Origin of the sequence: Paraburkholderia sp. (genome assembly GCF_034668105.1) — a bacterium.
In the GTDB taxonomy this organism is placed as follows: domain Bacteria; phylum Pseudomonadota; class Gammaproteobacteria; order Burkholderiales; family Burkholderiaceae; genus Paraburkholderia.
Map to the genome: position 1 here is coordinate 1 of NZ_JAXDPY010000600.1, position 13,452 is coordinate 13,452.

Consider the following 13,452-nt stretch of genomic DNA (forward strand, 5'->3'; position numbering starts at 1 on the left):
AGGGAAGCAGCGAGACTGAGCGGATAAGCGAAACGGCGTGACAAAGCAGCGCGGCAATATATGTGTATGCGCGACAGATTCGAGCCCGAGCTGTGCAACAGATTCGCACCAGCCACAGCGCGCCAGATGGAAGACCGCCGCGCGGCACCAGTCCGCGCAGCAGACAGTCAGCCGTTCGAAAGCTGATCGAGCCGCAAACGCCCCTGCAACGACAATCCGCCGACGGCATAATGACCGTCACCTTCCTGATGACGCCGGAAGCAGGCCCGTTCGACCAGAAAGGCCGCCGCGGCCAGCATGCCGTTGCGGCTCAGGCCCAGCCGGCCATGATCGAGCGGCAACATCGAGTCGTCAGCCAGTTCGCTGGCGGCCGAGAGAATTGTGATGCAATCGGATTTCGACGGGTTCAGCATTGCTTGGATCCTCGAAAACGGTGTTTGCACGCGCCATGAGCCAAGGCCGATGCAGGATCCGGACAGCACCGTGCATCGGCATGAAAAACGATTGTAGGCAGTGATTTGACAATTACCAACCCGCGTTTGTCCCATTGCGCGCTGAACCAAAGCGCGCCGCGCGAGTCCGGTAATAACAATGACTCCCAGCGTGGCGGCCTTCGCCTCGCGTAACACTGACACGCTCCCCATGCCCGCACTCATCGAAGACTACGCACTCATCGGCGACGGCCATACGGCCGCGCTCATCTCCCGGGACGGTTCGGTCGACTGGCTATGCTGGCCGCGTTTCGACTCCGGCGCCTGTTTCGCCGCCCTGCTCGGCACGCCCGACAACGGCCGCTGGCTGATTTCGCCGGTTTCGGATACGCCACCCACCATCACGCGCCGTTATCGCGGCGAAACGCTGATCCTGGAAACCGATTTCGAAACGCCGGAAGGCGCCGTCACACTCATCGATTTCATGCCGCCAGGCAACGGCTGGTCGGAGATGGTGCGAATCGTGGTCGGCAGACGCGGCACCGTCCGTATGCAGATGGAACTGGTGCTGCGCTTCGACTACGGTTTTTCGGTTCCGTGGGTCGATCGCCTGAAGCACGACAGCGGCGTCAAGGCGATCGTTGGCCCGGACACCGCGGTGCTGCGCACGCCGGTCGAGCTACGCGGCGAGAACATGAAGACCGTCGCCGAGTTCACCGTCACCGAAGGCGAACGCGTGCCGTTTTCGCTCGCTTACGCCGCTTCGCATCTGCGCATTCCGCCGGCACGCGATCCGCACACGTCGCTCGCGCGCACCGAGAATCATTGGCTCGAATGGTCGGCGCGCAGCACGGTCGAAGGCAGATGGGCCGCGCAGATCCGCCGCTCGCTGATCACGCTGAAGGCGCTCGCGTACGAGCCGACTGGCGGCATCGTCGCCGCGCCCACCACGTCGCTGCCGGAACAGCTGGGCGGCATGCGCAACTGGGACTACCGCTACTGCTGGCTGCGCGACGCCACCATCACGCTGCTCGCAATGATGCGCGGCGGCTACTACGACGAAGCGCGCGCGTGGCGCAGCTGGCTCGGCCGGGTCATGGCCGGCGCGCCGGATCAACTGCAGATCATGTACGGCATCGCCGGCGAACGGCGTCTGCCCGAGTTCGAAATCGACTGGCTGCCGGGGTATCAGGACGCCAAACCCGTGCGGATCGGCAATAACGCGGTCGGCCAGCGTCAGCTCGACGTCTATGGCGAAGTCATGAACGCGCTGCATCTCGCGCGCGTCGGCGGCCTGCAGGCGGACGACACCGCATGGAATGTGCAGCGCGCGCTGCTCGGCCACCTCGACACGATCTGGGAAGAGCCGGACGAAGGCATCTGGGAAACCCGCGGCGGCCGCCAGCACTTCACCTTCTCGAAGGTCATGGCGTGGGTCGCCTACGACCGCGCCATCAAGTCAGCCGAAATGTTCAAGCTGGAAGGCGCGCTCGAAGAATGGCGCGCCACCCGCGCGAAAATCCACGCGCAGGTCTGTGCGCAGGCATGGAATCCGGCGCTCAACGCGTTCTCCCAGATCTACGGCAGCGACCAGCTCGACGCGAGCGTGCTGCTGATGCCGCTGGTCGGTTTCCTCCCGCCGACGGATCCGCGCGTCAAAGGCACGGTGGAGGCGATCGAAAAGAACCTGATGCACGACGGCTTCGTGATGCGCTACCGCACCACTGAATACGACGACGGCCTGCCGCCCGGCGAAGGCACCTTCCTCGCGTGCTCGTTCTGGATGGTGGACAACCTGGCTCTCCAAGGCCGCATGGATGAAGCCGTCGCCATGTATGAACGCCTGCTCGGTCTGTGCAATGACGTCGGTCTGCTCGCGGAAGAGTACGACCCGAGTGCCAAGCGCCTCGTCGGCAACTTCCCGCAGGCGTTTTCGCATGTGGCGCTGGTGCACACCGGCCTGAATCTGATGAAGCACGAACAGGAGATGGCCAAGGCGACCGGGCAGCCGGCGCATAACGACACCATGGCGGAGGAACTTGAGGCTGCGGCAAGCCCCGATAGCGGCTCGGCAACATCGCCAGTACCATGATTTAATGACAGTTTGCGCGCAGCCCGCGCGCAAATTGCTGCATTGCACAAGTACGCTTTGTTCAGTATGATCGAGCAGACTGTTGGCCGAAAATCAATGTGCCCACAACCAATACGGCCTGCCGCAACGCCACACGCGTGTTTGCCAAGCCCCATGCGAACCGCCTAAACGGAGCACCCATGCTCTACCAACTGCACGAATTCCAACGGGCGATGTTGAGCCCTCTCACCGCCTGGGCCCAGGCCGCGTCGAAATCGTTCGCGAATCCCGCCAGCCCATTGGCCTATGTGCCCGGCGCCACACGTCTTTCCGCCGGTTACGAACTGCTCTACCGGCTTGGCAAAGATTACGAAAAGCCCGAGTTCAATCTTCATCAGATTGTCAAAGACGGTCATAACATTCCGATCATCGAACAAACGATCATCGAAAAGCCGTTTTGCCGCCTGATGCGCTTCAAGCGTTTCGCCGACGACAGCGACGCTGTTATTCAATTGAAAGACGAGCCGATCGTGCTGGTGTGCGCGCCGTTGTCCGGCCACCACGCCACGCTGCTGCGCGATACGGTGCGCACGTTGCTGCAGGACCACAAGGTCTACCTGACCGACTGGATCGACGCGCGCATGGTGCCGCTCGAAGAAGGCGAGTTTCGTCTGGACGATTATGTCGCCTACATTCAGGAATTCATCCGTCACATCGGCGCGAAAAACCTGCATGTGATCTCGGTGTGTCAGCCCACGGTCCCGGTGCTCGCCGCCATTTCGCTGATGGCGAGCCGCGGCGAAGACACACCGCGCACCATGACGATGATGGGCGGCCCGATCGACGCGCGTAAGAGCCCGACTTCGGTCAACTCGCTGGCCACGCAGCACTCGTACGAATGGTTCGAGAACAACGTGATCTTCACGGTGCCGCCGAACTATCCGGGCGTGGGCCGTAAGGTTTACCCGGGCTTCCTGCAACACACCGGCTTCGTCGCGATGAATCCTGAACGGCACGCGGCCTCGCACTGGGACTACTATCAGAGCCTGCTGCGCGGTGACGAAGACGACGCGGAAGCGCATCGCCGCTTCTACGACGAGTACAACGCCGTGCTCGACATGGACGCGGACTATTACCTCGACACGATCCGCGTGGTGTTTCAGGAATTCCGCCTGGCCGAAGGCACGTGGGACGTCTCGGGCGAACGGGTGCGTCCGCAAGACATCAAGAAGACGGCGCTGTTCACGATCGAAGGCGAGTTGGACGATATTTCCGGCGACGGTCAGACCTTCGCCGCACACGAGTTGTGCAGTGGCATTCCGGAGGAGGACAAGCGCCACTTCACCGCGGAAAAATGTGGCCACTACGGCATTTTCTCGGGCCGCCGCTGGCGCACCATCATTTATCCGCAACTGCGCGACTTCATCCTCGAGCACAACAAGGCGCCGAAGGTAGCGAAGGAAAAAGTCGAAGCCTGAGCACCGCGCGCACGAACATAAACAACGGCCTCTATTTCAGAGGCCGTTGTCGTTTCTGAGGCGCCTGATTCTGCGCGCCTGATTCTGAGCACCCGCTTGTTAAGACGCTTGCTATGTTGCTGCGTTGCCGCGCTGTTGAAATCGCAGCCTATTTTCGCAACAGATACGCAAGCAGCAACTCGGTGTTCATCTGGATGACTTCACTGCGCTCGCCCGCACTGCTGAAATCGCGGCCAAGTGTCGCTTCGAGTGTGAAGCGATTCGACACGATGTAGTAGCCCATGCCGGACAGCGTCACGTAAAAGCGCAACGGATCGACATTGGTGCGAAACAGGCCGGCGCGTTGACCACGCTCCAGAATGCCGCCGAGCGTAGCGACGATCGGCGAGATCATTTCGCGGATGCGCGTCGACTTCTGCATGTAGCGTGCCTCATGCAGATTCTCGTTGTTGATGAGACGCAGCAGCTCGGGATGATCGCGGTAGTAATCCCAAACAAAATGCGCGAGACGTGTGACCGCCTCGACCGGCGCAATGCCGTTCAGTTCGAGCGTTCGTTCCGCTTCGTTGAGCGCACTGAATGCGTGCTCGAGTACCGCGGTAAAAAGCTGCTCCTTGCTACCGAAGTAGTAATAGAGCATGCGTTCATTAGTTTCCGCGCGGCGGGCGATCTGATCGACGCGCGCGCCGAACAGCCCTCCATTTGCAAACTCTTCGGCCGCCGCAAGCAAAATGCGGCGCCGCGTGCCTTCAGGATCTCTTTTGATTTTCGGTTGATTCATGGTGGCATCGTCTTCGTGAGCCGCGTTATCCGAATCGCGCCGCCGGCCTCTCCTCGGGCCTTGCACCGACAGCACTGAACGGGCTGGTTGCGGGAATACCCTTCTGCGGTCATTCGAAAAAGCGCTTCGATTATGGCACATGGATTGCGGATGGCAATCGGGGAAATCGGCGATAATGTGTTATTTAGTTTAGGCGAAACGCTTAGCTCCAGACGTCGCCAATCGTGACGCCAATCGCGCCTCTATTCGTGTCTGTATTTGCCTATATCGGCGCGTGTTGCCACTCCGTTTTTTTGCTCTTTTTTCGCCGCGCTTTTGTGTTGCCCCAGCCTGCCGCGTGTTTTCCCTTAGCCGCGTTCGGCGAGTTGTGCGGCCACGAAGCAAGCCCCCATGTCGTGACCGTGATTGAATTCAGAATACTCGCAGACCGCATTGAAGATCTGCTGCCCCAAACGCAATGCACCAAGTGTGGTTATCCGGCGTGCCGTCCGTATGCCGAAGCCATCGCCCAAGGCGAGGCTAACTACAACCAGTGCCCGCCGGGCGGCGCCGAAGGCGTCGCCCGTCTCGCCGCACTGCTCGGCAAACCGGTGATTCCGCTCAATTCCGCCAACGGTGTCGAACGGCCGCGTCCGCTGGCGGTTATCGACGAACAAGTTTGTATCGGCTGCACGCTGTGCATGCAAGCCTGTCCGGTCGATGCAATAGTTGGCGCACCGAAACAGATGCATACGGTGATCGCAGAGCTCTGCACGGGTTGCGATCTGTGTGTGCCCCCTTGTCCAGTCGACTGCATCGCGCTGCCGCCGGTCACGGGTGAAGCAACCGGCTGGGACGCATGGAGCCAGAGCCAGGCCGACGCCGCGCGCGAGCGCCACGACCGGCGTGAAGCGCGTCTCGCCCGTGAGCGCCAAGCTGCCGAGGCGCGTGCTGCGGCGCGGCGAGCGGTTAGCAACGCGCCCGCTCAAGTGACGCCAGCCGACGCCTCGACAAGCGCCGCCGCGCCCGCCGCCGACGACGCCGAAGCGAAAAAACGCGCGATCATCCAGGCCGCGCTCGAACGGGCGCGTCAGAAGAAGCAGGAGCTGGCCGCGAAAGGCCAGGGCCCGCAGAACACGGAACGCGTCAGCGCCGACGTACAGGCACAGATCGACGCGGCCGAAGCACGCCGCCGCCGTCTCGGACTCGCCGAAAACGACGCCGATACGCCACCCAAGAAGCCATAACCTGTCACTCCACGCCGCGCATGAACGCGAACAAACGCCGAGCCATCTACGAGACGCTTCAGAGTCTCAACCCGCATCCCACGACCGAACTCGAATACACCACACCGTTCGAACTGCTGATTGCCGTGCTGCTGTCGGCGCAGGCCACCGACGTCTCGGTGAACAAGGCGATGCGCAAGATGTTCCCCGTTGCGAACACGCCGCAGAAAGTGTTCGATCTCGGCGAGGAAGGGGTGGCCGGCTACATCAAGACGATTGGCCTGTATCGGACCAAGGCGAAGAATGTGATCGCAACCTGCCGCATTCTGCTCGACCAGTACGGCGGCGAGGTGCCGGAAGATCGTGAAGCGCTCGAGAGCTTGCCGGGGGTCGGCCGCAAAACGGCGAACGTGATTCTGAACACGGCGTTCGGTCATCCGACCATCGCCGTCGATACCCACATCTTTCGGGTTGCGAATCGAACTGGGCTTGCGCCCGGCAAGGACGTGCGGGCAGTCGAAGCGGCACTGGAGAAATCCACGCCCGCCGAGTTCAAGCAGGACGCCCACCACTGGCTGATCCTGCATGGCCGCTATGTGTGCAAAGCGCGCCGCCCGGAATGCTGGCATTGCGCGATCGAGCCACTGTGCGAATTCCGGCCCAAGACGCCGCCGCCCGATCTCTGAGAGCGGCACGGATTTGGCGGACGGGGGCCGCCGAACCGCCGTGGCGTTCGTATGCATCGCCTACGCTGCATCTCCCAGATACGTCCGCGGCCTCCGTTGCCCTTCGGTCCACTGAAGCGCCCACTGCGGCGCTCCCTGACGCGCCGCCAGCGAGCCACCCCGCCCCGGCGTAAAATCACCCTCTTCAAACCCGCCCCACACTTACCGCACCCTTCCCACGATGTTCAATCCCAGCCGCGACGAAGTCCGTCAATTTTTCACCGACACCTGGCGCAAGCGGCGTCAAGGCGAGATTCTGACGCCGCTCGAAGCGATCGCCGCCGACTGGATCGTCGAGCATCCGGAATATCACGCCGATCTAACCAGTACGGAAGCCGCCCAGACTCAGGACTATTCGCCCGAACGCGGCCAGACCAACCCGTTCCTGCACCTGTCGATGCATCTGGCGATTACCGAACAGTTGTCGATCGACCAGCCGCCGGGAATCCGCGCGGCGCACGAGCGGCTCGCCGGCCGCCTCGGCTCGACCCACGAGGCCCAGCACGCGATCATGGACTGCCTCGGCGAAACCATCTGGGAAGCACAGCGCACCGGCACGCCGCCGGACACGGACGCGTATTTGCAGCGCATCGAGCGGCGCGCCACCCGGGACTGAGCCCTGAAAGCACAACACCCCGCCAAGGCGGGGTGTTGTTCAATCTGAAAACAAGGCAAAAACAGCGCGACGCGGTTATTTCTTCTGCACCAGATCGCCGTTCAACGATTCGACGTACGCCGCAATGTCTTTCATGTCGCTTTGCGACAGGCTTTGCACCTGCGCCTGCATGATCGCGTTGTTGCGACCGAGGTGCGGGTTGCCGTTGCCCATCTGGTACTGGCGCAGCGCCCAGTAGACGTAATCAGCGTGCTGACCGGCGAGCTTCGGATATTCCGGGCTCACCGGCTTGTTCAGGTTGACGCCATGGCAAGCCGCACAGTTGTGGCTGTCCGCCAGCACCTTGCCGTTGCCGGCGTCAGCGGCGTGCGCGACGTTCGCTGCAATCAGACCGATGACCGCAGCCGACGCGCATGCAGCCTTGAACACCGTGTGGAGTGCCTGTTGGGGCTTATTCATGAATTCTCCTATCCCGCGAATATAAATAGCCGAGTGACCGGATGGATGACCGCAGCCGATCACTTGTCGGGATTGCTCTTCGAAGAGGAATTTTGCGCCGCGTAGTAGGCAGCGATGTCGGCGATGTCCTGATCCGACAGCGACGCGGTGATCGCGTGCATCGTTTCGAAATGGCGGTCGCCCTTCTTGTAGCCGCGCAGGGCGTTCTCGAGGTACGCCTGATTCTGGCCGCCGAGCATGGGCACGCGGTAGACCTCAGGGTAAGCCGTGCGGTATTCAGGAATGCCGTGGCAGCCAATACACATCGCGACCTTGCCTTGGCCCGCCTTCGCGTTGCCGACGACATCCGCTGCCTGCGCGCTGGCCGTATAGCCCGCGAACACCGACAGCGCTGCGATCACGACGTTTTTGCCAACGAATTTATTCATAGCATGTAACCTGGCTTGAGGGGAACGGGCGCCCAAAAAGGCAACGGCCCGCGCCATTCTTCTTATAGGGTAGCCACGCAGGCCAAAAAAATCGGGCTAATTGTACCGCGACGCCACGCCGAACGTCCACCGCGCGGGGCCGCGGCGCCTCCGGGCGGCGCAAAGCCACGGCTAGCGCCATTCTGCTCCGCCGCGGCTCGCGCACGTTGCCCGGCGCTTACCGCGCAATCCGGCCGGCTGTGCTCGCGCCACTCAGCGCGCCCGCCCACCGGACGCGCCGGACGGCGTACAGGCCACCCGCGAACGCCCGATATGCGCCCGCTGCAGCGTCCGACACCGCGGGTCACACCTTACGCGAGCCCGTTTCAGGCCAACAGGCCTTCTGACTTATACTGGGTTTTTTCCCAAAAAAGAGCATCTCGCCATGCGTTTTGAAGGCTCATCGCAGTACGTCGCCACCGACGACCTCAAGCTCGCGGTCAACGCCGCGATGACGCTGAAGCGCCCGTTGCTGATCAAGGGCGAACCCGGCACGGGCAAAACCATGCTCGCGGAAGAGGTCGCCGCCGCGCTCGGCATGCCGCTGCTGCAATGGCATATCAAGTCCACCACCAAGGCCCAGCAAGGCCTGTACGAGTACGACGCGGTGTCGCGTCTGCGCGATTCGCAGCTCGGCGACGAGCGCGTCAAGGACATCCGCAATTACATCGTCAAGGGCGTGCTGTGGCAGGCATTCGAGTCGGACGAGCAAACGGTGCTGCTGATCGACGAGATCGACAAGGCCGACATCGAATTCCCGAACGACCTGTTGCGCGAACTCGACCGCATGGAGTTCTACGTCTACGAGACCCACGAACTGATCCGCGCGAAACAGCGCCCGCTCGTGATCATCACGTCGAACAATGAGAAGGAGCTGCCCGACGCGTTCCTGCGCCGCTGCTTCTTCCACTACATCAAATTCCCCGATCCGGTGACGATGCAGCAGATCGTCGAGGTGCACTACCCCGGCATCAAGAAGGAACTGCTCGCCGCGGCAATGCAGAGCTTCTTCGAGTTGCGCAACGTTGCCGGTCTGAAGAAGAAACCGTCCACCTCGGAACTGCTCGACTGGCTGAAGCTGCTGCTCGCGGAGGATATTCCGCCCGAAGCGCTGCGCTCGTCCGACCAGAAACAGATCATCCCGCCGCTGCACGGCGCGCTCCTGAAGAACGAACAGGACGTGAGCCTGTTCGAGCGGCTGATCTTCATGAACCGCAACAACCGTTGATCGACCACGAACACCCGTTGATGAGCGCGGCGCACCGCCCACCCGCCGCCGAGGACACAGCATGCTGATCGACTTCTTCTACTCGCTGCGCGCCGCCAAACTGCCGGTGTCGGTGAAGGAATACCTGACGCTGCTCGAAGCGCTGAAAGCCAATGTGATCGCGCCGTCGCTCGACGAGTTCTACTATCTCGCGCGCATCACGCTGGTCAAGGACGAGCAGTATTTCGACAAGTTCGACCAGGCGTTCGGGGCGTATTTCAACGGCGTCGCGCAAGCCTCGGAGCTTGCCTTCGACGTCCCGCTCGACTGGCTGAAGAAGAAGCTGCAGCGCGATCTGTCGCCGGAAGAAAAAGCGCAGATCGAAGCCATGGGCGGCCTCGACAAGCTGATGGAGCGCCTGAAGGAACTGTTCGACGAACAGAAAGAGCGCCACGAAGGCGGCAGCAAATGGATCGGTACCGGGGGCACCTCGCCGTTCGGCAACGGCGGGTATAACCCGGAAGGGGTACGCATCGGCGGCGACGCGGCGGGAAATCGCACGGCGGTGAAAGTGTGGGAGGCGCGCGCCTATCGCGATTACGACGACCAGGTCGAAATCGGCACGCGCAATATCAAGGTCGCGCTGCGCCGCCTGCGCCGGTTCGCCCGCGAAGGGGCCGCCGAAGAGCTCGATCTGCCCGACACGATCCGCAGCACCGCGGCGAACGCGGGCTGGCTCGACCTGAAGATGGTGCCGGAGCGCCACAACAAGGTGAAAGTGCTGATGCTGCTCGACGTGGGCGGCTCGATGGACGATCACATCAAGCGCACCGAAGAGCTCTTTTCCGCCGCCAAGGCGGAGTTCAAGCATCTGGAGTTTTATTACTTCCACAACTGCGTGTACGACTTTCTGTGGAAGAATAACCGCCGCCGTCACGCCGAGCGCATGCCCACGTGGGACGTGCTGCACAAGTTCACGTCCGACTACAAGCTGATCTTCGTCGGCGACGCGACCATGAGTCCGTACGAAGTGCTGCAGCCCGGCGGCTCGGTCGAATACAACAACGCCGAAGCCGGCGCCGTGTGGCTGCGCCGCCTCGCCGATCATTTCCCGCATCACGCGTGGCTCAATCCGGAGCCGGAAGGCTTGTGGGCGTACCGGCAGTCGGTCAGCGCGATCCGCGAAGTGCTAGGCCATCGCATGTATCCGCTCACGCTCGCCGGACTCGAAACCGCGATGCGCATGTTGAGCAAATAACCCGCTCGCGTTTTTCATTCCAACTCATTCCAATTATAAGAAAGCCTCTGTATGAGCCAGTCTTCAGCGCCCGATTTGTCCCCCGCCGACACGCCGCCCGGGCGTTTGAACCCCATCGCGGACACCTCGCTATCGGCGATCGTCGCCGGCTTCGTCGCGATGATGACGGGCTATACCAGCTCGCTCGTGCTGATGTTCCAGGCCGGCCAGGCCGCGCATCTCACCGACGCGCAGATTTCTTCGTGGATCTGGGCGCTGTCGATCGGCATGGCCGTGTGCACGATCGGCCTGTCGCTGCGTTTTCGCGCGCCGATCGTGATTGCATGGTCGACACCCGGTGCGGCGCTGCTCGTGTCGTCGCTGCCGCATGTGGCCTATCCCGAGGCGATCGGCGCGTTTATTGTCTGCGCGGTACTGCTGACGGTGGTCGGCCTGACCGGCTGGTTCGATACGCTGATGAAGAAAATCCCGGCAGGCATCGCCTCGGCCCTGCTGGCGGGCATTCTGTTCGAGATCGGCATCGAGATTTTCCGCGCCGCGCAATTCCAGACGGCGCTCGTGCTGACGATGTTCTTCACCTACCTGATCGTCAAACGCCTCGCGCCGCGCTATGCGATCGTGACGACGCTGATTGTCGGCACGGCCGCCGCCGGCGCGCTCGGACTGCTCGACTTCAGCCGCTTTCACGTCGCGCTGGCCCATCCGGTGTTCACGGTGCCGGCGTTTTCGGTTGCGGCGAACATCAGTATCGGCATTCCGCTGTTCGTCGTCGCGATGGCCTCGCAGAACGTGCCGGGCATCGCCGTGCTGCGCGCGGACGGCTACACCACGCCCTCCGCGCCGCTGATTTCGACGACCGGCATCGCCTCGTTGATGCTGGCACCGTTCGGCTCGCACGGCATCAATCTTGCAGCGATTACGGCGGCGATCTGTACCGGCCCCGAAGCGCATGAAAACCGCGACAAGCGCTACACCGCGGCGGTCTGGTGCGGCATTTTCTATCTGATCGCCGGGATTTTCGGCGCGACCATCGCCGCGCTGTTCGCTGCGTTGCCGAAGGCGCTGGTGGTGTCGGTGGCGGCGCTGGCGCTGTTCGGCTCGATCATGAGCGGCCTCGCCAACGCGATGCAGGACTTCAAGCAACGCGAGGCGGCGCTGGTAACGTTCATGGTGACGGCCTCGGGGCTCACGCTGCTGTCGATCGGCTCGGCGTTCTGGGGCCTGGTGGCGGGCGTGCTGACGCAAGTGGTGCTGAACGCCCGGCGCGCTTGAAGCGGCCGCCGCAGGCAGTTGGCCGGCGTGGCTTTGCCGCGTCGCTGCATGGCCGCAAAACAGCGGGACCGGACGCTGCCGGCAAAAGGCCTCGCAAGGCATTTGCCCAAAGCGATCGTGGAACGTGCCACGCGAGCGCCAATCCATCGCCCGAAAATCCGTTTGAACGGATCGCCCGGGGCAAGTGTCAATACTGCATCAGGCGATCCGCCATAGAATAGAAGCATCCGGCAGCGCCTTCCGCCAACCTTCCCCGGCAACATGGCGGGCAGACGCTGTAGCGTGACCCGCGGCCGCCGGAACGGTTCTGTCTGTTCTGTCCGGTGGCAATCTCATTTCTCCTGAACCACGCGCACACGCGCCATGAAGGCTCGAACATGACAACCGCACTCGATCAACTCAAGCAATACACCACCGTCGTGGCCGATACCGGCGACTTCCAGCAGCTTGCCCAATACAAGCCGCAGGATGCGACCACCAATCCGTCGCTGATTCTGAAGGCCGTCCAGAAAGACGACTACAAGCCGCTGCTCGAAAAAACCGTGAAAGCGCACGCGTCGAAGCCGGTCGGCGCGATCATCGACCAGTTGCTGATCGCCTTCGGCACCGAAATTCTCAAGATCATCCCGGGCCGTGTGTCGACCGAGGTGGACGCGCGCCTGTCGTTCGACACAGAGGCGTCGATCGCCAAGGGCCGTGAGCTGATCGCCCTGTACAAAGAGCATGGCATCGGCCGCGAACGCGTGCTGATCAAGCTGGCCTCCACATGGGAAGGCGTCCGCGCGGCTGAAGTGCTGCAGAAGGAAGGCATCCACTGCAATATGACGCTGCTGTTCTCGCTCGCACAAGCCGCTGCCTGCGCCGAAGCGGGCGCGCAACTGATCTCGCCGTTCGTCGGCCGTATCTACGACTGGTACAAGAAGAACGCCGGCAGCGCCTGGGACGAAGCAAAAGACGGCGGCGCCAACGATCCGGGCGTCAAATCGGTGCGCCGCATTTACGCGTACTACAAGAAGTTCGGCTACAAGACCGAGGTGATGGGCGCAAGCTTCCGCACGCCGGGCCAGATTCTGGAACTGGCGGGCTGCGATCTGCTGACCATCAGCCCGGATCTGCTGCAAAAGCTGCAGGACAGCACCGAGAAGGTCGAACGCAAGCTGTCGCCGGAGAGCTCCACGGGTGCGGACATCCAGCGCGTGCCGGTCGACGAATCCTCGTTCCGTTTCCTCGTCAACGACGAAGCCATGGCGACTGAAAAGCTCGCTGAAGGGATCCGCGCGTTTGCCGCCGACGCCGTCAAACTGGAAAAGCTGATCGAAGCACTGCGTTAAGCTTCGCCCGCGCCGCTTACATGCGATGGTCGCGCATGTAAGCGCGGATTTGATTGCGCATGGGGCTCGCATGGGGCTCGCATGCTGCTCAATACGCGGCCCCGAGCCCTCTGGTTCAGGGCCGCGTGCCGTTTACAGGCGCACCTCCGCT

At 62.4% G+C, this 13,452-nt stretch carries 13 protein-coding genes; 9 read left to right on the plus strand and 4 right to left on the minus strand.

All coding sequences use genetic code 11. The features are described 5' to 3' along the window. Positions 1-167: 167 nt before the first annotated feature. Positions 168-413, minus strand: coding sequence for a hypothetical protein (locus QOC89_RS26500; protein WP_323047748.1), 246 nt, complete (start codon positions 411-413; stop codon positions 168-170). A gap of 229 nt (positions 414-642) precedes the next feature. On the opposite strand from QOC89_RS26500, the gene QOC89_RS26505 reads away from it, so the two are divergent. Then, positions 643-2,523, plus strand: coding sequence for a glycoside hydrolase family 15 protein (locus QOC89_RS26505; protein WP_323047739.1), 1,881 nt, complete (start codon positions 643-645; stop codon positions 2,521-2,523). Positions 2,524-2,702: 179 nt separating this feature from the next. Further along, positions 2,703-3,980 (plus strand): polyhydroxyalkanoate depolymerase, encoded by a 1,278-nt coding sequence (locus tag QOC89_RS26510; protein WP_323047740.1) that lies wholly within the window; start codon positions 2,703-2,705, stop codon positions 3,978-3,980. 148 nt (positions 3,981-4,128) lie between these two features. Here QOC89_RS26510 and QOC89_RS26515 read toward each other — a convergent pair whose 3' ends face one another. Then, positions 4,129-4,761, minus strand: a complete 633-nt coding sequence (locus QOC89_RS26515) for a TetR family transcriptional regulator (protein WP_179737076.1) — start codon at positions 4,759-4,761, stop codon at positions 4,129-4,131. A 395-nt stretch (positions 4,762-5,156) separates the two neighbouring features. On the opposite strand from QOC89_RS26515, the gene rsxB reads away from it, so the two are divergent. From rsxB to QOC89_RS26530, 3 genes are all read left to right on the plus strand, one after another. Then, positions 5,157-5,987 carry an electron transport complex subunit RsxB gene (rsxB, locus tag QOC89_RS26520; RefSeq protein ID WP_416340475.1) on the plus strand — a complete coding sequence of 277 codons (831 nt, stop codon included), beginning with the start codon at positions 5,157-5,159 and terminating at the stop codon, positions 5,985-5,987. A 20-nt stretch (positions 5,988-6,007) separates the two neighbouring features. Next, positions 6,008-6,652 (plus strand): endonuclease III, encoded by a 645-nt coding sequence (gene nth / locus QOC89_RS26525; RefSeq protein WP_323047741.1) that lies wholly within the window; start codon positions 6,008-6,010, stop codon positions 6,650-6,652. Positions 6,653-6,872: 220 nt separating this feature from the next. Continuing rightward, positions 6,873-7,307 carry a DUF1841 family protein gene (locus QOC89_RS26530; protein ID WP_323047742.1) on the plus strand — a complete coding sequence of 145 codons (435 nt, stop codon included), beginning with the start codon at positions 6,873-6,875 and terminating at the stop codon, positions 7,305-7,307. Positions 7,308-7,382: 75 nt separating this feature from the next. Here the strand turns inward: QOC89_RS26530 and QOC89_RS26535 are convergent, their stop codons facing one another. Together QOC89_RS26535 and QOC89_RS26540 are read right to left on the minus strand one after the other, a co-directional pair. Then, positions 7,383-7,766, minus strand: a complete 384-nt coding sequence (locus QOC89_RS26535; RefSeq protein ID WP_323047743.1) for a c-type cytochrome — start codon at positions 7,764-7,766, stop codon at positions 7,383-7,385. A 59-nt stretch (positions 7,767-7,825) separates the two neighbouring features. Next, positions 7,826-8,194 (minus strand): c-type cytochrome, encoded by a 369-nt coding sequence (locus tag QOC89_RS26540; RefSeq protein WP_323047744.1) that lies wholly within the window; start codon positions 8,192-8,194, stop codon positions 7,826-7,828. 424 nt (positions 8,195-8,618) lie between these two features. On the opposite strand from QOC89_RS26540, the gene QOC89_RS26545 reads away from it, so the two are divergent. The 4 genes from QOC89_RS26545 to tal all read left to right on the plus strand — a co-directional run bounded on the left by QOC89_RS26545 (position 8,619) and on the right by tal (position 13,301). Continuing rightward, positions 8,619-9,461, plus strand: coding sequence for an AAA family ATPase (locus QOC89_RS26545; protein ID WP_012432267.1), 843 nt, complete (start codon positions 8,619-8,621; stop codon positions 9,459-9,461). A gap of 61 nt (positions 9,462-9,522) precedes the next feature. Beyond that, positions 9,523-10,698 (plus strand): vWA domain-containing protein, encoded by a 1,176-nt coding sequence (locus QOC89_RS26550; protein ID WP_323047745.1) that lies wholly within the window; start codon positions 9,523-9,525, stop codon positions 10,696-10,698. A gap of 51 nt (positions 10,699-10,749) precedes the next feature. Next, positions 10,750-11,970: a benzoate/H(+) symporter BenE family transporter gene (locus QOC89_RS26555; RefSeq protein ID WP_323047746.1), complete on the plus strand. Its 1,221-nt coding sequence runs from the start codon at positions 10,750-10,752 to the stop codon at positions 11,968-11,970. A gap of 377 nt (positions 11,971-12,347) precedes the next feature. Beyond that, positions 12,348-13,301, plus strand: a complete 954-nt coding sequence (gene tal / locus QOC89_RS26560; protein WP_323047747.1) for a transaldolase — start codon at positions 12,348-12,350, stop codon at positions 13,299-13,301. Positions 13,302-13,452 lie beyond the last annotated feature (151 nt).

Excerpts from the sequence above, each read along its gene's own strand:
- QOC89_RS26500 (WP_323047748.1), bottom strand. The coding sequence starts at position 413 with ATGCTGAACCCGTCGAAATCCGATTGCATCACAATTCTCTCGGCCGCC.
- QOC89_RS26505 (WP_323047739.1), top strand. The coding sequence starts at position 643 with ATGCCCGCACTCATCGAAGACTACGCACTCATCGGCGACGGCCATACG.
- QOC89_RS26510 (WP_323047740.1), top strand. The coding sequence starts at position 2,703 with ATGCTCTACCAACTGCACGAATTCCAACGGGCGATGTTGAGCCCTCTC.
- QOC89_RS26515 (WP_179737076.1), bottom strand. The coding sequence starts at position 4,761 with ATGAATCAACCGAAAATCAAAAGAGATCCTGAAGGCACGCGGCGCCGC.
- nth (WP_323047741.1), top strand. The coding sequence starts at position 6,008 with ATGAACGCGAACAAACGCCGAGCCATCTACGAGACGCTTCAGAGTCTC.
- QOC89_RS26530 (WP_323047742.1), top strand. The coding sequence starts at position 6,873 with ATGTTCAATCCCAGCCGCGACGAAGTCCGTCAATTTTTCACCGACACC.
- QOC89_RS26535 (WP_323047743.1), bottom strand. The coding sequence starts at position 7,766 with ATGAATAAGCCCCAACAGGCACTCCACACGGTGTTCAAGGCTGCATGC.
- QOC89_RS26540 (WP_323047744.1), bottom strand. The coding sequence starts at position 8,194 with ATGAATAAATTCGTTGGCAAAAACGTCGTGATCGCAGCGCTGTCGGTG.
- QOC89_RS26545 (WP_012432267.1), top strand. The coding sequence starts at position 8,619 with ATGCGTTTTGAAGGCTCATCGCAGTACGTCGCCACCGACGACCTCAAG.
- QOC89_RS26550 (WP_323047745.1), top strand. The coding sequence starts at position 9,523 with ATGCTGATCGACTTCTTCTACTCGCTGCGCGCCGCCAAACTGCCGGTG.
- QOC89_RS26555 (WP_323047746.1), top strand. The coding sequence starts at position 10,750 with ATGAGCCAGTCTTCAGCGCCCGATTTGTCCCCCGCCGACACGCCGCCC.
- tal (WP_323047747.1), top strand. The coding sequence starts at position 12,348 with ATGACAACCGCACTCGATCAACTCAAGCAATACACCACCGTCGTGGCC.